Below are 18674 nucleotides of genomic sequence, written 5' to 3'. Positions count from 1 at the left end.
TAACAATTTGTTTTGATTATTTTGGTTTTACCAAAACTTTTTTATTACTTTGGTGAAAGTTTAAGAAACACACCATCTAACCGCTGTTGTGATTTACTTAAATTTGCGGTATGTGTGAATTGGGATAAATTAAGCGGAGTGGCTAAAATGCAGGCTTAAAATAACGAATAAGTGCAATATGAACAAAGCATATAAAATAAGTTACAAGACCTATTTGAATGACAGACTGAAGCAGGTTTTCTTTCACGGGAAGCAAACCTATCCCCTGTATGTGCAGCTCACTTATGAGCGCAAGACCATTTTTTTCAAGAGCTATTATTTTGAGCTGTTTTCAAAGCAGAGGTATTTTCTGTCTGCTGCCGGATTAAGCCGTGGCCCATCGATTGAGGAAATAACGGACAAGGAGAACGAGGTTATTGATTTTATCATCAACAAGTATCCCGACGATTTTTCGTTAGACCTGTTCAAAAAGGAATATGCCTTTTACAGTAAGGATTTGTGTGATACAACAGAAGACGGCTTTATTGACTATATGTATACCTTCTTTCAGGATAAAGGCATGCCCGCTTTTGCGGTAACGGTAAGGGAAGGCAGCAGGTACCGTATAGCCTATGATGTGGTGCGGGATATGAAGCGGGCGTTTACAAAGCCCCTATATGACGAATTGGTTGAAAATTCGCTCTACTATGCGCCACCATACCTGCCGCTATATGGTTTTATGCAGGAAACTAAAAAATGGCCTATGCTTAGCCTTACCATTAAGGAATGGGAAACAGGTAATACGCAAACCTCATTTACAGAGTACCTGAAAAAGTATTACCCCACAAATGATGCTGGCGAAATAAAAGAACGGGTGGAAAAGTGGCTGGCTTTTGCCAGAGAACAGTAACATAAACTTCATACTATTTTAAAATTCCCTTTAAAATCAGTATTTTGGCTTTGAGGTTCATACAAATGCCAGCATACGCCGATTACAGCGACGAAGAATTGGCCATCCTGTTACAACAGGGGGACGAACAGGCTTTTGCCGAAATTTATGACCGCTTTAAAGGCCTGCTGTTCGTACATGCTTATAAAAGGCTGAATAACCAGGAAGAGGCTGAAGATGTACTCCATGACCTGTTTGCTGTCTTATGGAACAGGAGAACGGAATTATCTATTGAAACCAGTTTATCAGCCTATCTCTATACCGCTGTCCGTAACCGGATATTCAAACTTATTTCCCATAAAAAGATAACCGCTGCTTACGTATCCCTGTCACAAACAGCGAAAGAAAAGGGATATACCGTTACTGACCACCTTGTACGCACCAATCAGCTTGCCGTACTTATTGAAGCGGAAATTAATGCACTTCCTCCAAAAATGCGTGAAGTATTTATCCTGAGCAGGCAGAAAAACCTTAATCACAAAGAAATTTCCGAAAAATTAGGGCTTTCAGAGCAAACGGTTTCAAAGCAAATCACAAACGCGCTGAAAATACTGCGTATGCGGCTCGGCTTTATTGCCTATTTGTATTTCCTGATAAAATTTTAGCGGCAATCCACTCCAGAGACCGACAAAAAGGCGGCATCATCATTTTTTTCTTTTTCATCTACCTGTTAGGCCGACGTCAGGGGTCTATAGTAGCAAAATGGATTTATGCCCTTGTTATGGACGAACAGCAGCTAAAAGAATTATTACAAAAATATGAGGCAGGAACCTGCACCGAACAGGAAAGAGCAATCCTCGAAGACTTGTACCTGCAATGGAATCCCGAAAACAAGGAAATACCGCACCAGCTCATTGAACACTCCGTCAATAAAGTATGGCAGCGTTTAGCAAACGAATCACTGTCCCGTCAGGGTAAAAGACTATGGCCTCATATTGCCGCCGCCTCGGTCTTGCTGTTCCTGTCCGTTGGCGGTTATTTTCTTTTTCATCAGCAAGCTACCCCAAAACAGAACATAGCAACCCTTCAGCATGATATTGCCCCCGGTGGCAATAAAGCCGTGCTGACGTTGGCCGACGGCTCTAAAATTTCTTTGGATGATGCCCGCAAAGGGGAATTGGTTAAACAATCCGATGCCACCATAACTAAAACTGGCAACGGACAGTTAATTTATAGTTTAGTTAATAGTGCTGCACCATCCGCGCGAGGCGGAAAGGTTGCAGACCTGCAAAACACGCTATCCACGCCACAAGGCGGCCAATACCAATTGATACTTCCCGACGGCAGCCATGTGTGGCTGAATGCCGCCTCCAGTATCACCTATCCTGTAGTTTTTTCGGGTAAGGAAAGGAAGGTAAGCATTACCGGAGAAGCCTATTTTCAAGTAACCAAAAATAAAACAAGGCCTTTTATAGTCCGCTTACCCGATCAGTCAGAGGTCAGGGTATTGGGTACGCACTTTAATATCAACACCTATGCTGACGAACCCGTGAGCGTGACCACGCTACTGGAAGGATCGGTCAGGGTCAGTAACGGAAGTGAAAGCAAACTTCTTGTTCCCGGTCAGCAGGCAATGCTTAAAAGTGGAAAACTTATTGTTAGCCCTGCTGATACTGAAGAAGCAGTCGCATGGAAGAACGGCTATTTCCGTTTTAATGACGAGAAGATCGAGAGCATTATGCGCAAGCTGTCCCGCTGGTACAGCATCAAGGTCAGTTACGAAGGTACGCCTCCTACAGGAGGGCTGAATGGCAAGGTATCCCGCTTTAAAAATATCAGCCAGGTCTTGAAAGCTCTCGAAGCAACAAAAACGGTACACTTCAAAATTGAGGGAGGGGGGGTTACGGTGATGCCATAAAAACAAGATATTGATATGGTTATCCGGCAATAAAGAAGCCAGTCCGGCGCCAACCGGAAAGGCTTCAGTACTGGATCGCCCAAATAATTAAGCTATTAATTGACCGCGGAACGGCCCCCCTCACCTGATAATGAACAGGGACGCAACGCACAACCCAGACGAAACGAATGTACAAATTTTACTCTGTTAATTCGGTACAGCCACCAGGCCGTACCGCTAAATTCCTGTTGGTAATGAAACTCACGACATTGATGATTATCACAGCTATCCTGCAAGTAAGTGCCAGCACGTATGCGCAAAAGATCACGCTCTCAGAAAAGGACGCGGCCATGATGGATGTATTTAACCGCATCAGTGAGCAGTGCGGATATGATTTCCTGATCTCTACGGAAATACTGAAAGAAGCCAAAAAAGTTACCATTGACGTTAAGAACGAGGATTTGAAAGAGGTGCTTTACAATATTTTCAGGACACAGCCATTGGATTTCGAGATTCAGGACAAAATGGTGGTTATATCCAAAAAAGAGAAAAGCCTCTTTCCGAAAGTAAGAGATTATCTAAAGCAGCCCACAAATATTAAAGGTAAGGTAACTGATACCACGGGCCGGGCATTGCCCGGAGCAGTCATCAAAGTAAAAGGAACAGGCATTGCCGGTGCCGCTGATAATGACGGGCGGTTCGAGATCAGGGGAATAGAAGACAAAGCTATCCTTGTTGTTTCCTACATTGGCTTTGTCACTGCCGAAATTTCTCTTACGAATGTCAACCTTGATAATATAGTGATCGTACTAAAACCCGATGTAACAGAACTTTTAGCAGTTAGTGTGGTATCAACAGGTTATCAGGACATCCCGAAAGAGCGCGCCACAGGTTCATTTACAGTTGTGGATAACAAATTGTTAAACCGGGCAGTATCTCCTGATCTGGTAAGCCGCCTGAGAAGCGTAACCAATGGTCTTTATGTGAACCCCAATGGTGATTTAACTGTCAGGGGAAGAAGTACAATTTTTTCCAATCGCATACCACTTATAGTCATCGACAATTTCCCCTTTGAAGGAGATATAAATACAATCAATCCAAATGACATTGAAAATGTGACAGTCCTCAAGGATGCTGCTGCTGCATCAATATGGGGCGTAAGAGCAAGTAATGGTGTAATTGTGATCACTACAAAAAAGGGAAAGCAAAATCAGAAAACAACAGTAGAACTCAATATAAACCTGACTATTGGTGCCAAACCAGACCTTTACTATAAACCAGCCCTGTCACCAAGTGATTATATCGATATTGAGAAGTTCAGGTTTGAACATGATGATTACGCGGTGCAACTGTCAAACGACTATGATGCCATTTCACCGGTAATCATTGAATTGCAAAAGGCAAAGCTTGATCCGGCCTATGCCGCCCGGGCGAATGCAAATATTGATAAGTTACGGAACCTTGATATAAGGGATCAGTTGGGTAAATACTTCTACAGGAGAAGCACAAGACAGCAGTATAACGTAAACATTAAAGGCGGCGGAGAAACACAGACTTATTTTTTTTCCGCAGGCTACGACAAAAATTTACCAAATGCTGTAAATCTTTCCGATTCAAGGGTAACGTTGAAGGCGAACAATAGTTACGAATTACTGAACAACAGATTGAAATTGACCACGGATGTTAATTTTTCAAAATCTACCTTCCAAAACTCCAATACATACAGCTATATCCCTAACCATCCCTATGAGCAGGCAGCCGATGTAAACGGCAATCCACTTGAAACATTACGGTCCGGAGGATTGCGGTCTGCCTATACAGATACAGCAGGAAACGGTCGGTTATTGGACTGGAAATACAGGCCCCTTGAAGAACTAAGGAATAAAAGTTCTATAGTTAATAATGGGCTTACCGACTATCGCGTTTTACTCGGCCTTTCGTACAAGATCATTAGGGCGTTAAGTATTTCAGCCAATTACCAATACTTTAATTCCAGTCAGAAATTTGATCAGTCTTACAATCAGGATTCTTTTTATACAAGGGATTTTATCAATTCCATTTCGCAGATCAGCAGCAGCGGAGCAGTAACCCGGCCTGTCTCTATTGGTGATATTTATACCCCGGCATTCGCCAGCAATCGCGGAGATTACGGTCGTATCCAGCTGAATTTCAATGAAACATTCGGTGGCAAACATCAAGTAAATGCCATTGGAGGCTATGAAGTAAGAGATGACCGTTATACATACAATTCGTATACCCTTTATGGTTATTTTCCGGAAACGGGAACATCAAGTTTGGTTGACGTGGTAACAACTTTCCCATTTTATTATGGTTACAATACAAGAAGGTTAGGAAATACGGCAATTCAAAGCGGTACTGTAAACAGGTATATATCCTATTATGGAAACGCATCATATTCTTATGATGGCAAGTACATCATATCAGGCAGCTACAGGAAAGATGAATCCAATCTGTTTGGTGTAAAAGCAAATCAGAAAGGTGTTCCGTTGTGGTCCGCAGGATTGTCCTGGAATGTTCATAAAGAAAGTTTTTTCAACCTTAATTGGCTTTCACTGCTGCAATTAAGAGCAACCTACGGTTATAATGGAAATGTTAATCAATCAATTTCAGCATATTTAACAGCCTCCCCGCTGGATTATCAAAACCCGTACCGTGCCAACCAAAACGCTATCATTAATCCGCCAAATGATAATCTCCGTTGGGAAAGGGTAAAGAATTTCAACATTGGCCTAGACTTTTCAAGCAACAGTAACCGGATATCTGGGAGTATAGAATACTTTATTAAAAATGGTATCGACCTGATTGGCTCCAGCCCGATTGCTCCTCAGACAGGCGTATTCATTTATACTGGAAATTCAGCCAACACGAATACCCGCGGCGTGGACATTCAACTAAACTCTGTTAACATAAACGGAGAATTTAAATGGCTAAGTACCGCAATCCTTAATTTCGTTAAAGATAAAGTAACGGCTTACAAAGTTCAAACCGGCTCAAATGAAATCGTTACAAGCCAGAGTAGTCTTAACCCGGTTGTGGGCTATCCTGTGAATTCCATTTTTGCTTACAGATGGAAAGGCCTGGATTCAAATGGCGAACCTCAAGGTGAATTAAATGGGGTTAACAGTAGGGATTATGCTGCGATTCAAAACCTGACCGATTACGCTCAGCTCGATTTTCACGGATCTGCCGTACCAACCACATTTGGAAGCCTTCGCAATACTCTTTCTTATAAAAATGTAGAACTGTCTTTTAACATAGCTTTCATGTTAAACTACTATTTCAGGACCAGTTCATTTAGCACTTACTATAGTAACCATTCGGATTACACCAAAAGATGGCAAAAACCCGGCGACGAACTGGTCACAGACGTTCCGGCCATGGTTTATCCGGTGGACGGCGCGAGGTCAAGTTTTTACGAATATTCTTCCGATTTGGTTGAAAAAGGTGACCACATCAGGTTACAGGATATTCAATTGAACTATACACTCACCAGATCAGCGATCCGATCGCTTCCGTTTTCAAGGCTGAATATCTACTGTTATGCTTCAAATATCGGGATACTATGGAAGGCTAATAAGAAAGGCTTGGATCCCGATTTGGGTGGCTTTGGTAGCTATCCGGTTCCAAGAACAATCGCATTTGGTTTAAAAACAAATTTTTAATCATTTAAAAATGAAAAAGACATATAGAATATATTCAACAATACCACTTCTGGTGCTTACCCTGTTTATCTCTTGTAAGAAAGATTTTCTTGATGCAAAGCCCAGTACGTCCATCTTACAGCCCCAAACACTGGATGATTTTCAAGGATTATTGGAAAACGTTAATCCTACCTTAAGCCCGGTATTAGCGACTATGGCAGCAGATGAATATTATTTTATCAGCTATGAATTATTCCAGAGCACACCAACGGTAACCGAGAGAAACTCCTACATATGGGCTAAAGACCTGTTTGGAGGGGAGGTGACAGGCGGAAACTGGCGGGTTCCTTATTCAAGTGTGTTTTATGCGAACAGTGTATTAGCGGGATTGGATAAGATTGACAAAGATAAGAATGATGAGAAAAGGTATAATTCTATAAAAGGATGGGCCTTATATGCAAGGGCATTTGCTTATTATGAACTGGTTAGTAATTTTTCTCCTGCTTATGATGCAGCTACAGCAACCACGGAACTTGGAGTGCCGATAAAATTAAGCCCATCTGTCGATGAATTGCAACCACGGGCAACGGTTCAGCAAACCTATGAGCAGATATTAACAGATTTAAAAAATGCCATCCCTTTACTTGATCCCGACCTTCCGATTGCAAATCGGAACCGGCCATCACAAGTTGCAGGACATGCACTCCTGGCACGTATATACTTAAGCATGCGAAATTATCAACAGGCAGAGGAGCACGCGGATAGCTCATTAGAATTGTACAAGAAACTGATTGATTACAACTCTGTAAGTCCTACGAATATTCAGCCTTTTAACATGAACAATGATGAGCTGATTTTTTATAAGGCAGGGCTCACTAATACCTACTTAACCGCATTAACAAGGGTAGCACTAAATAAATTCATCACTATTAACCCTGCCATAATTAGTTCTTACAAAGAAAACGACCTGCGCCCCGGGGTTTATTTTGCAAAATTAGGTACTGGTGGGACTATTATGAAAATGATGTACAATGGGGCCGCTGCATCCGTGGCCTCGTTTACCGGGCTTGCTACCGACGAAGTTTATTTGGTCAAAGCAGAATGCGCCGCAAGAAGAAATGATTTGGAGACCTCAATGCGGTACCTGAATGACTTATTAATTAATAGATATAAGACAAATACGTTTAGCCCACTGGTAGCGACCGGCCAAAGCGATGCTTTGGATAAGGTACTGTCAGAACGAAGAAAGGAACTGATCTGGCGGGGGCTACGATGGAGTGATCTCAAGAGATTAAATAAGGAAGGCGCGAATATTACCCTTACAAGAGAGCTTAACGGCGTTACCTATACACTGCCTCCAAACGACCTAAGATATGTATTCCCGATCCCTGATGATGAAATTAGTTTAAGCGGAATCCAGCAAAATCCAAGATAAAACAATTATAAAAATAAAACTATGAATTTTAAACACACAGCTATCTTACTGGTAGGGCTATTGCTTTGCCTGAATTTTACAATAACAGATGTAAATGCTCAAAGCAAAAACATAAAGAAAGAAGGTATTTTTTCCTTCATTGGCAAATGGGCGCTCGATACAAAAACGAGTAAACTGGGACTAATGCCCCTAAGAAATGCTTTTGACCGGATAGAAATAAAACAGGTTAAAGATTCCGTTACTATAATCAGAAGCAGCGAAGAAATCGTTGAAAGCGGATTAACCGCGACAGTCCAGACCCTTCCGTTAAATGGAAGCCAATCAAAGTATCGTAGCGATATTATGAAACGCACCAAAGTTTCTGCTATTGCCTTGTCAAATGACGGGCTAGCCATGATTGAAACGGCCACTTTCAACTATGATCAACTACCGGCAGAAGATTACCAGACGGGTTATGTAGAAACATGGACGCGTAACGGCGATGGCAAATTGACTATCGTGCGCGATATGAAGATGAATAAAGAAAAATTAAACTGGTCTACAATTTGTGTTTATGAAAAAGATAAATAGATTAACAGCCCCCAAACTACTACCGGATAGTAAATGCCACGTCTTAATGCTGGCTTTCATGCTGCTGATGATCCTGTCAACTTCAGCTCAAAAAAAGCGGCAGCAGGTCAATCCTACAGATGTGGTGATAGAAGGTGTGGTTTTGGATTCAAACATTGCGGCGATGCCGGGTGGACAGACAGAAGTGTCTATTATGGTATCTAAATATCCCTTTTGTACGATACTTATGGAAAGGACCGAAAACTGGACGGACACCTTAAAAGTAACAAGTGGGCAATCCTTCAAATTTGTGGTGCCTGCTTTAGCCGGCAGGCTTTACTTCTCACTGAAATATACCTCCGAAAAAATGGGGGATTATGAATTTCAACAAAGGTTTGATTATGTATACATCCTGGAAAAAGGAGACAGGATCAAGTGTACATTGTCCGATAAGACATTTAAATTTTCAGGAAAAGGAGCGGCAAAATTAAACTGCCAGACTGAAATGTATAAGGTTAAGATGCGTGAAGATGAAGCGGCCGTAAAAATCCTCCAGGGTAACGACTGGCACAAAAAATATGAAGTCCTAAATCGCCTCTTGGATTCAGTATTCCAGGTACGCAAAAAAATAATAAGTAACTATTCGCAGCAAATGGGTGAAGACATGACGAGGATTATGCTGGCAAATAATATTGGGCTGAAATACTTCGAAACCATGCGGCAGGCGAGAACGATGGCAAGTGAGCCACAGCGCTATCAAGGATATCTAGACAGTAAGTCCTACACGAATTTTGAACAGGACAGTTATATTGCCATCGCTGACGATCTTTTGGCAGCAGCCCCGATATATACCAATATTCTTTTCGAAAAGATAATGACGCAGACGCGTATAACTGTTGATGGCATTATAGAACAAAACTTCTCCGAAAGGCATATGAAAAGCGTATTTGAGGTGATAAAGAGCCGGCCCGCCGGAATAATCAGAAGCAGCCTGATTGGCTTGTTTTTTTCACAATGGATGGACCAGCCATCAATTTACGATTTTGTAGAGGAAGGGCTAAAAGTAACGCAGGGTGATGTTTATAAAAAGATCGTATTGAAAATTAAGGCGAAGCAATCAGAGCATAGAGCTTTTTACCCCTTTAGGTTAGAAGATGCTAACGGAAAAATAGTTACGCTGGACGACTTAATGAATAAGGTAGTTATAGTTGACTTTTGGTTTACAGGTTGTTCCGGATGTATTGCGCTTAAAAAAAATATGGAAGGGGTTTGGAATACTTACAAAGACAATCCAAAAGTTAGTTTTGTTTCTATTGCGATTGATAAGGACAAAACGCAATGGAAGAAAAGCATCCTTACAAGGGAATATACCGAACCTGAGGCAATTAATCTTCATACGGGCGGTCTTGGGAAAAGTCATCCCATGATAAAAGCGCTGAAGATAACTAGTTACCCCAAAATGTATCTGCTCAAAGGTGGAAAAATAACGGGAAATATTCCGTACCCCAGTGGGGCTGATACGACCAAAGGAACGACAAAGGAATTCAATGATTTAATAGACAAATTATTAAATTAAATTATAAAAACAGCATGGCCTTACAAACCATGCTGTCACTTTTGCATTATAAGAACACACTTTTATATATATCTTATATAATTGCTTAAAAGCCAGTGTAAGTTCCTATTTCTGTAGAGCGCGTTACAAAAGGTGTTCCCTGGCTTGCCCAAGTCTCCAACTGTGCCTCGGAATACGATGAACCGGTAACGGTAGAAGCTCCCGCTGCTGTAACGACATAAGCACACCTGTCACTTCCCGATATACAATTGCTGGACACATATGGGTTTGCCAATATATTATATTGGCCAGTTGTTCCGGCAGCGCCGTTATTTCCATAGCGGTCACCTACTGCAACCTCTGAAGTACTTGTAAACGCACTGAATCCAATAGCCGAAGCGCCTACTAAAAGGCCTAAGGCAAGTTTGTGTAAATTTTTCATTTTACTAAAATTTTATAGTTAGATATTCTGCCAAGCCAGAGCGCTATAATTGATAGGAATACAAATCCTATATTGAATATTAAATGTTGGCTCCAACTAAGTTTTTCGATAAATAAATTGCAACTACAAGGAAGTTTATCTGCCCAGATCATCATTCCTGCTATATAAATCGTGAAAGCCACCATAACCACTGCAAAACCAATCAGGCCGTACCAAGTAGTACGCGGCATGATTAGCAGGGCTGCAATGCTGGTTTCGATAACAGGAACGAGCCAGCTAAGCTCAGACGCAACTGGTCTAAGAAAGGAAACTGCTTTCAATCCCTGCACAAACTGTTCATGATTCAACAGCTTAGAATAAGCAGAAGAAAGGAATAAGAATATGCAGGCAAGGCAAATGATAAATACAATGACTTCCTTAGTTTTTTTGTTCAACTGAAAACGGTTCCGTTTGAAGGGTAGGGCTTCCATCGTTGCAAAGTTTTTAATTAATACAATGGATTGCGGTCTTGTCCATGCCAGTAGCCACCGAAGAAGATTCATCCGGCCACAGATGATCCTTCTCAAAAATTCTCTGCAAGATGGCCAGATCTCACAGGTCTACGTACTTTTCTGGACATCAATCGGTGAAGCGGTACAGTTGTAATCATCGTCTTTTTCTTCATCGTATTTGTACCACGGCTGCACAAGGTGTACACCGTCAACGCCTATTTATTAATTGCAATTATTAATTTTGTTCCTTTCGTTTAAATAGAGGCTGGTAATTTTTTGATCCGCAAACAGCATCACAAAGCTTTTCCCAAGCCAGGTCAACACGGAGGCCCCAACCTAAATAAGCAATGCCAAACATCAGGATGTTGAACAGCAGGTGGTACGGCCAGCTAATTCCGGTCCCCAAGATTTCCATAATGAGAAAGGGCTTTAGAGCAGCGTTCTTCAAACCTATCAGCAATACTACTATAATATGCAAGCCATAAGTAATAAATGCGTATTGAAATGGTCCCATTCCAAATCTATCTATCCCCCGTACTGCTTCTTCAATAAAATAATATATTGCCAGGATTTCAATACAGATAATACAACACATTAGCAAGCCCACAGCAATTACCCAAAATTCCGGCGCATTACAAGGCACATCGATTATAAGGGATGGGTCATTAAGTCCAGGAAGGCACTTACACAGGAGATCAAAACAACACCCTCCGCTGATCAATATTAATATTGCCAAATAAACTGCCTGTTGCCGTCGCATAGCTTAATTTTCTAAATCATTACTAAGTTGCAAATAGAGGGGGCGGCGGTCAGGTTCAGCTGTGTGAAACGCTGTAAAGGTTCATTGGTAAAGATAGGGGTAGTAAAACATACGCGTCAATAGGCATTTTTACCTATTTTAATAGCGATAGTATAAATAATCTTTGTCCGCTTATCTGTCATTACTTAGCTGTAACAGCAGATAGGTAAGTAAGGTGCGTTGATCAGGTTCTCTTTTATCAGAACGCTGTAATTGTCTCACAATAAAAGTATTAAAACAGATTGTACGCACATTAAAAAAGTTGAAAAAGTCGATAAAAGGATGGAAATAATCTTCAAATGGTTGAAAGCTACCTGTACCGGATGTTTAAACCTAAGATTTGATATTGGTCTCCGAAAAATACAGCAGCAGGTGGTCTTTAAAAAGAAATAACCCCGTAATTAATTTCAATAGCAAAAGAGGCTGTCCGACCTTTTCGGACAGCCTCTAATTTATAAGGGTACCTGGTGGAGAAAATTTTCGTACAGCCGATTCTCAGGCGGTCAATTTTCCTTTTCGGACACCCTCTTTTTTGTAGCAAATTCTAAATATCATTACTTTCCGATTACCAGCAAGCTTTAAAAAAAGAGTATTTGTGCCTTAATTGCTCAGCCCAAAAACCTTTCTCATCATAACGGGCCTGAAATTTACCCTTTTCCTTGAACAGATATGTTTTTAAATCAGTGTCCGCATATATTGTATCTGATACTCCTTTTGTTTTAATAATGAATGCATAATTAAAAAAGTTGAACGTTCTGCCGTCGTTTTTTGGTAACTTCTTAACTTCTTCCAGAAAGTTACCATTGTCGTCAATTGAAATATCAAGTTTGGCATGTTCCTCCGGAAATTTCCAAAATGATATTTCATTAGTTTCAACGGAATAAGTGCCTATCGAATTCATAAACTTTATAACATTGATTTCGTTTTTAACCTTATCTGCGCCGTTTGGCTTAGTATAGCTAACGCTTAAAAGAACAATGCTTGCTGTGCAAACTATAATTTTTTTCATAACTATTGTTTTTATCAAAAAAGGATTTAAGTGCAAGCACGTCAGGATTGAATTAAAAAGGCGAAATCAGTATTTGATAACGCTTTCTTGTTATACGCCCTTATTATGAAGTTATCTACCAGCAAGATTTGAAAAAGCGATACCTTCTTCTGAGGTCTTGTACATAGGTACTATCCTTGTCATAATAATATTCACTTTTACCATTCTTTACAATCTTCCAGGTTGCTAAATCAATATCGGAATAAATTGTATCAGACTTCCCGCCGCTTTTTACAATAAAAGCGTAGTTTAAAAAAGTAAATGTCGAACCGTCATTTTTGGTTAAGCTTTTTATTCTTTTTGTGAAATTATCTGGGTTCTTTGAGGGAATTCGCATTTTTGCGTGTTCTTCGGTATACTCCCAAAATGGTTGTTCATACATGGCTATTGGATATTCATTTATATACATAAACTTTATAACCTCTATGGTATTTTCAGGTTTGCTTGCATTTAATTTTTTTGTACTGTCACATACAAAGAAACCGATCAAAACTAAAACGCTTATATATTTTTTCATACTAATAAAATTTAACTGTTATAGGCGACAATTACAGGTCATGAAATCCTGACAGTAGAGTTATTCAATTGCGCCTTGACAAGGCACTTCAAATAACATAATTGCATACAGGAGATTTTACACCTCCTGTATACAAATTACTATACTAGTAGATTTTTCTAAAAAAACACTATCTCTCATTATCTGATTATGAATGCCTTTGGTTTCCTTGTCTAAATGGAATTCAACTATTATATTGTTCCAACGGTTTCTTTGCAAAAGCAAATATCAATCATAAAATCTAAATCCCTCGTTTAGCAATAAACTCTTATTCAATAAGAAAATGAAAGGGGAGACAATTCCACCTTTCATTTATCTTGGTGCTATTACTTTCCTAAATTATAAGGGTCCTTATAAAAAAACGTGTTGTCACGCAAGATCTGGACACTAATATCTTTTGGTTCCTTATCTAGATGATATTCAATTATTCCATCTTTAAAGCAATCTCGAAATAGAACAAGACCTTTTGATTTATCAATATAAAGATGTACTGCAAACTGGAAACCTTCATATAAATATTTTCCAATTTCCGTTGTTCTGCCCCCTGAATCAAACTTCTTTTTTTTAATAAGAAATAGCTTTATCCGGTTAAAGAGTACAGAGTCTTTATAAATGATCAATGTATCATTAGTGGATTTTAAATGTTGATAATCATATATATATGACACTTTCTTTCCATCAGAAATAGTTTCTATATCAATGGTTTCAGAATTCATGTCATGATAACCCAAATGGTAGAAATTTATTTCAGCTTTTTGGTATAAGGTATCTTGCTTTGCTAGTACTTCTTCCTTATCTGCTATCTCTCCGTTTTCCGGTAACTCTTTTTTATTTCTTAAACCGCAAGATACCAACAGCAGACAAGTGAAAAGAGCCATAGTTCTCTTTTTCATATTAATATAATTTTCTATATTTATTATACTCCAGTTCTATGTTCCCTTTGGTGACGGTATTCCAAGAGCTGAAATAATGAGACCAATTTTTTTCGTGAGAAAAGTGCCAGCCTCCATGATCAATTGCGAATTGAAATGCTTTAAGCTCATCACGAGCGACTGTTAGCTCCCAGTTTAACCCCGTTGCCTGATAATTTCTAAAGAAATTTCCAGACAACATACTGTCTACATGGCCAAATTCATGTAGAAGGGTTTGGGCTAAATTCCTGTAACTGGCTAAAGTTGCTCTATAAATCGTGACAACTGGTTTTGATAACGGTTTATAATTTTCACCTACACCTTGAGAGGTAGTAGCCTCTGTGACATCAGTACCGGGTGCGTAATAATCAGCACTTGTCTCAATTGTAACAGCATCTGGTCCAAATGATTTCATTATGTGTTTCAAAATTGAAACATTTCCTATCAGAGTTTTAATAACCGCATTTACTTGTTTATTTCCTTCTTCGTTATTAATGATTCTGATTGGGGTATCTGCTCCTTCAGGATTAGTAGCACTTTTAGGATAAGCTTTATCAACTTGTTTGTCTAACTCACCAATTGCTGCATTTTCAGCGGCTTCCCTGGCAATACCATTATAAGAACTTCCGGCACCGAAATCAATCGAATAATTTCCTGCTATCGATAATTTACTACCACTCACCATCCTGCCGTAGCCGATATCTACCTTAACCTCAGGGTCTTTTTTGGCATTGGTCGCCATCGCAGAGGAGATGTTTACATTGTTCATATCGATTTCAGATTCTTCAGCTTCCATTCCGTCCGGGTCCATAAAAAATACAGGGTTGTCAAGCGCAAAAGCATACGGCGAATACCTTCTGGACTTTTCAGCCAATGGATCAACATTGAACCAGCGCCCCAGCGCCGGGTCATAATTACGCGCATGGTAGTCATACCAGCCCAGGCCCAGTTCATCCTGCAATTCCATACTGCCATATTTGATCTTTTGGGCTGCCCCGCCGGGAAGCACTACACTGCCTTCATGCTTAAGGCCAAATGCGTAGTAGTCATTATTGTCTTTTATGACAAGCGCATTGTTGCTGTTTTTAGTGTAACTTAACCGTACATTGCTAAGATGGTCTTTATATTGATAAATGTACGTAAAATTTTGACTGCCTGTATGCTCAACATACCCTTCAGAATGCGGGAAATATTCCAGCGCATTATCCACATAAACAAAGCCATAGGCGTAATGCGTAATTGTGGTCGTGCTTCCGTCCTTAACCCTTTTTTCAAGTTTTGTGCCTGAGGCATCATAAAGATAATCGATCCTATGGTCCGCGTCCCTGACCAGTGATACAGGAAGGTACAGATGGTTATAGGTAATCCAGTCACCGGCCGCAGGACTTCCAAAGTCTTTGTTGAGATCATATTTCAGATTCCCGTTATCGTAATAATCATAATCACTGCCTGTATTGGTGCCATCTTTGAAGCCCTGCTGAAGTGCAGTATCTTTCACATCCATCAGCTGGTTACTAAACGGCTTGTAAGTGTAGGTAAGGTCATCAATCTTGTCATAATGGTTAAAGCCGGCATACCCCCAACGTTCCATATGCAAGATATTGCCGTTCTTATCATACTTTATATCGCTTTCATGGTATTTCTCATCGGGATTTGCAAAATTTTTGTAGTGAGCGCTCAAAAGCCTGTTCATGTCATCGTACTGATAGTCATAAGTCTTTGCTATAGCATTTCCTTGCATTCTCCATGATGTACCTGAGATGTTCCCGTTAAAAAGGCCATCATAGCTTATTCCGAATGAAAACAGATCGGTAGCGCTTGTGGCATCATTAGGATCATTGTTTATCCCCGTCAGCCAGCCGCGAATGTTCTTGGTGTAATCTACAGTTTGCCAGGCATCATAAGAGGCGTATGGTGGTATAATTGTGCCCGATGCATAGGAACCTCCTACTTTTTTTTGTTCAAGCTGCCCAAGCCTGTCATAATGATTCCAAACAATCAGGTTGATCAGGCCCGTTTCCCCGATTTTCTGTGTATGCTTTAACAGCCTTTCAGCATTGTCATAAGTATAATAATCGTAAAGGACTACTTTTGGGTTAGCGCCTGCCTTATGCTGGGATTTGGTTTCTATCGCTTTGCCTGCAAAATCTAATTTGGTTTCTGTCCCATTCCAGGTATTGAGGTAGCTGTTATAGCTCCACATCCAGATTGGCCTTGCCCTTTCATCGTATTTCGTGAAGCTTGTGGTCCAGGTGTTGCTGCCCAAAGTTCTTATTAGCACTCCGGTGGGCAATCCTTGTGCGTTGGTCGTAAATGTATCATAGCTATTGCCGGCAGGCATTTCCGTGATGCCTGCATTGCCCAGAGCGGTATCAAAATTGTAATCATCATAATAATTAACCGTAAGGACTCTGCCATTGTTATAATTGGTCGTATTGGCGTAATACACATTCATGCCATCATTGACCGTGGGTGTAGCGCTTCTTACCTCGAATAGCGGTTCACTAACAGCATCAAACTGTGCTTGCAGGGATTCCCTTGAACTTTCGCTCCTTAAACTTCCTTTAATGGCCACTCGTCCCAGTCCATCATATTTGGTAAACAGCCAGTTATGGTTATCATCGTCGCTAATTTGTTTCGCACGTAGTCCCTCATCCTGTGTAAGCACAGGCATATCACGCTTATCATAAACCATATAAGTCCAGCCATTGTCAGGAATGTGCTTCCTGATTAAACGGGTGCGTTTGTCATAGTGATAGATGTAACAAAGTCTTTCCGCCTCAGAATTGATCAGATATTTCACTACCGGCCTTTTATTTCCCCAAAAAACAAAATGGGTAAATGTTCCAAAACCTGTAACTGTCAATATGTTATTTTTTACCTCAAACTTGTAGTTGTACCCATCTGCTGCAACCTCACCAATAATGCCGTCGGGTATGGGCCTTTTTACATCGAGAGTAAATAATGATCCGTTTATGAACGAGACAGGTGTGGTGGTATTTATATTGACCGACAAGGTAAATGTGTCATCTTCAGCAAAGCTTATCGCTCCTCCTCCAATGGCTCCGTAGCTGTTTGCTATATCGGCTGCAAGTATTTGGCTGTTATCTAAATTTTTAAGTTCTCCAAGATACCTGCTCATCTCTGCCGGATCGCCATCGATCATCTCGGCCCATGAATAGTTTTGATTGTACTCTAGCTTATGCGCTCCGGTAAAACTCTGTATTACTGATGGCACATAGCCGTAACCATCGACTTCCAAGGCATTGTTTTTTATCATAAAATAATATTCATAGCCATCGCCCTGCAACCTGCCAAGTTCCCTGTCTTCAAAATCGCCCAGATGGTCCAGTTGTGCTATAACACCGGTGCGGTAGGGCATTGTTTTTGTTGTTGTAATATTCAGGTTTAAAGTAACATTGCCTTGTTCGTCCGCAATAAAGGTAAATCCACCCATACCGCCATATTCAGAGATTAGGTCAACATTAAGTATGTCCTGATTATCATAGGCTTCCATCTTCCTGGCATAGCTCTCTGCAAGTTTGCTGTCTATCTGAGCCAGTTTTGTCCACGGGAAATTTGACGATGAGGAACTGATAGCGGAAGTTACTGTCACTATTTTGTCCGCGGCCAAGGGCGGTATAACATAGCTAAGAGAGGAAAAATCATCATATACATAATATGTGTCATGCGGGGTATCATTATATACAGAAGGATTGCTTTCATTAGGTTCCCTGGTAAATTTTCGTTTTAGCAGCAGCCTGCCTTCTTTATCTAAAAACTCTTCAGTAGTTTTCCCTTTACCGTCTGCCGCTGTCCAGTTCTCGTCCTTTGTAATTTTTTTATACAGCTGGTTTGGTAAATGATTCCCGTTACAGACCAGTTCAGGATTCTCAGTATCATTGTTATTGAAGATGACGCCAAATTTCCGTACCTCATTCGCCACGTTAGTCTGGTAGTCGAATTTTATAGTATGGTCATTATTATCATAGGTATTTTCCTGTCCTTTCCATAATTCTCCCGGTGCACTTTGCTTAAGCACCCTGTTAAGGGGCGAGGCCTCATAAAATTGCTGTGAGTACGGGTTCTGGGTATTCCCATATTTTGGGGTTAGGTAAAAGGCATTGGTATTATCCTTTGCTGATGGATCATAGCTCAGATTATTTGTAGACGCCTCATAAGGTAAATACTGTTTTGGCTGTCGGTTATACCTGTCATATTCACTATGGGAGATAATATCTTTCCCATCAGGAGATGCTTTTCCGATGATTTCTTGCACGGGCCTGCCCAGGCCGTCAAAATAAGTAATATTTATTTGGGCTTTGGAAGGATTGGAAGTAGTAGTGGCCTCACGATATTTAAGTGTTTTTACATAGTTAAGAGAAGTCGTTTGGCTCAAAGCCACAACAGGGCATAAAAGGAGTATATATAATATATTTTTCATTGTGCTTCTTTTTAAAG

At 40.4% G+C, this 18674-nt stretch carries 14 protein-coding genes; 7 read left to right on the top strand and 7 right to left on the bottom strand.

Annotation, left to right across the window (positions count from 1 at the left end; all coding sequences use genetic code 11):
- Positions 1–178: 178 nt before the first annotated feature.
- From J7E57_RS10885 to J7E57_RS10855, 7 genes are all read left to right on the top strand, one after another.
- Positions 179–889 (top strand): hypothetical protein, encoded by a 711-nt coding sequence (locus J7E57_RS10885; protein WP_215127903.1) that lies wholly within the window; start codon positions 179–181, stop codon positions 887–889.
- A gap of 65 nt (positions 890–954) precedes the next feature.
- Positions 955–1533 (top strand): RNA polymerase sigma factor, encoded by a 579-nt coding sequence (locus J7E57_RS10880; RefSeq protein WP_215128136.1) that lies wholly within the window; start codon positions 955–957, stop codon positions 1531–1533.
- Between the two features lie 116 nt (positions 1534–1649).
- A complete protein-coding gene (locus J7E57_RS10875) occupies positions 1650–2786 on the top strand; it encodes a FecR family protein (protein ID WP_215127901.1) in 1137 nt (378 codons plus the stop codon).
- A gap of 167 nt (positions 2787–2953) precedes the next feature.
- Positions 2954–6448 (top strand): SusC/RagA family TonB-linked outer membrane protein, encoded by a 3495-nt coding sequence (locus J7E57_RS10870; protein WP_215127899.1) that lies wholly within the window; start codon positions 2954–2956, stop codon positions 6446–6448.
- 10 nt (positions 6449–6458) lie between these two features.
- Positions 6459–7862 carry a RagB/SusD family nutrient uptake outer membrane protein gene (locus J7E57_RS10865; protein ID WP_215127897.1) on the top strand — a complete coding sequence of 468 codons (1404 nt, stop codon included), beginning with the start codon at positions 6459–6461 and terminating at the stop codon, positions 7860–7862.
- A 21-nt stretch (positions 7863–7883) separates the two neighbouring features.
- Complete coding sequence (locus J7E57_RS10860) at positions 7884–8432, top strand: hypothetical protein (RefSeq protein WP_215127895.1); 549 nt, start codon at positions 7884–7886, stop codon at positions 8430–8432.
- Positions 8416–9987, top strand: a complete 1572-nt coding sequence (locus tag J7E57_RS10855) for a TlpA family protein disulfide reductase (RefSeq protein WP_215127893.1) — start codon at positions 8416–8418, stop codon at positions 9985–9987. The genes J7E57_RS10860 and J7E57_RS10855 overlap by 17 nt, the downstream gene beginning before the upstream one ends.
- An 85-nt stretch (positions 9988–10072) precedes the next feature.
- On the opposite strand, the gene J7E57_RS10850 is transcribed toward J7E57_RS10855, so the two are convergent.
- From J7E57_RS10850 to J7E57_RS10820, 7 genes are all read right to left on the bottom strand, one after another.
- Complete coding sequence (locus J7E57_RS10850) at positions 10073–10408, bottom strand: hypothetical protein (protein WP_215127891.1); 336 nt, start codon at positions 10406–10408, stop codon at positions 10073–10075.
- Positions 10405–10878 carry a MauE/DoxX family redox-associated membrane protein gene (locus tag J7E57_RS10845; RefSeq protein ID WP_215127889.1) on the bottom strand — a complete coding sequence of 158 codons (474 nt, stop codon included), beginning with the start codon at positions 10876–10878 and terminating at the stop codon, positions 10405–10407. The genes J7E57_RS10850 and J7E57_RS10845 overlap by 4 nt, the downstream gene beginning before the upstream one ends.
- A gap of 256 nt (positions 10879–11134) precedes the next feature.
- Positions 11135–11659: a hypothetical protein gene (locus J7E57_RS10840; RefSeq protein ID WP_215127887.1), complete on the bottom strand. Its 525-nt coding sequence runs from the start codon at positions 11657–11659 to the stop codon at positions 11135–11137.
- A 604-nt stretch (positions 11660–12263) separates the two neighbouring features.
- On the bottom strand, positions 12264–12707 hold the full coding sequence (locus J7E57_RS10835) for a hypothetical protein (protein ID WP_215127885.1): 444 nt from the start codon (positions 12705–12707) through the stop codon (positions 12264–12266).
- A gap of 115 nt (positions 12708–12822) precedes the next feature.
- Complete coding sequence (locus tag J7E57_RS10830) at positions 12823–13263, bottom strand: hypothetical protein (RefSeq protein WP_215127883.1); 441 nt, start codon at positions 13261–13263, stop codon at positions 12823–12825.
- 365 nt (positions 13264–13628) lie between these two features.
- The gene (locus tag J7E57_RS10825) at positions 13629–14195 is read right to left on the bottom strand and encodes a hypothetical protein (protein ID WP_215127881.1); all 567 of its coding nucleotides are present in this window, start codon (positions 14193–14195) and stop codon (positions 13629–13631) included.
- A 1-nt stretch (position 14196) separates the two neighbouring features.
- Positions 14197–18657 carry a DUF6443 domain-containing protein gene (locus J7E57_RS10820; RefSeq protein WP_215127879.1) on the bottom strand — a complete coding sequence of 1487 codons (4461 nt, stop codon included), beginning with the start codon at positions 18655–18657 and terminating at the stop codon, positions 14197–14199.
- Between the last annotated feature and the right edge of the window lie 17 nt (positions 18658–18674).

This window comes from Pedobacter sp. ISL-64, assembly GCF_018613605.1.
In the GTDB taxonomy this organism is placed as follows: Bacteria; Bacteroidota; Bacteroidia; order Sphingobacteriales; family Sphingobacteriaceae; genus Pedobacter.
This window is presented reverse-complemented; position numbering and strand designations above follow the sequence as displayed.

Bases quoted from the DNA above. Each gene is read 5' to 3' on its own strand.
- J7E57_RS10885 (WP_215127903.1), top strand. From the start codon at position 179: ATGAACAAAGCATATAAAATAAGTTACAAGACCTATTTGAATGACAGA.
- J7E57_RS10880 (WP_215128136.1), top strand. From the start codon at position 955: ATGCCAGCATACGCCGATTACAGCGACGAAGAATTGGCCATCCTGTTA.
- J7E57_RS10875 (WP_215127901.1), top strand. From the start codon at position 1,650: ATGGACGAACAGCAGCTAAAAGAATTATTACAAAAATATGAGGCAGGA.
- J7E57_RS10870 (WP_215127899.1), top strand. From the start codon at position 2,954: ATGTACAAATTTTACTCTGTTAATTCGGTACAGCCACCAGGCCGTACC.
- J7E57_RS10865 (WP_215127897.1), top strand. From the start codon at position 6,459: ATGAAAAAGACATATAGAATATATTCAACAATACCACTTCTGGTGCTT.
- J7E57_RS10860 (WP_215127895.1), top strand. From the start codon at position 7,884: ATGAATTTTAAACACACAGCTATCTTACTGGTAGGGCTATTGCTTTGC.
- J7E57_RS10855 (WP_215127893.1), top strand. From the start codon at position 8,416: ATGAAAAAGATAAATAGATTAACAGCCCCCAAACTACTACCGGATAGT.
- J7E57_RS10850 (WP_215127891.1), bottom strand. From the start codon at position 10,408: ATGAAAAATTTACACAAACTTGCCTTAGGCCTTTTAGTAGGCGCTTCG.
- J7E57_RS10845 (WP_215127889.1), bottom strand. From the start codon at position 10,878: ATGGAAGCCCTACCCTTCAAACGGAACCGTTTTCAGTTGAACAAAAAA.
- J7E57_RS10840 (WP_215127887.1), bottom strand. From the start codon at position 11,659: ATGCGACGGCAACAGGCAGTTTATTTGGCAATATTAATATTGATCAGC.
- J7E57_RS10835 (WP_215127885.1), bottom strand. From the start codon at position 12,707: ATGAAAAAAATTATAGTTTGCACAGCAAGCATTGTTCTTTTAAGCGTT.
- J7E57_RS10830 (WP_215127883.1), bottom strand. From the start codon at position 13,263: ATGAAAAAATATATAAGCGTTTTAGTTTTGATCGGTTTCTTTGTATGT.
- J7E57_RS10825 (WP_215127881.1), bottom strand. From the start codon at position 14,195: ATGAAAAAGAGAACTATGGCTCTTTTCACTTGTCTGCTGTTGGTATCT.
- J7E57_RS10820 (WP_215127879.1), bottom strand. From the start codon at position 18,657: ATGAAAAATATATTATATATACTCCTTTTATGCCCTGTTGTGGCTTTG.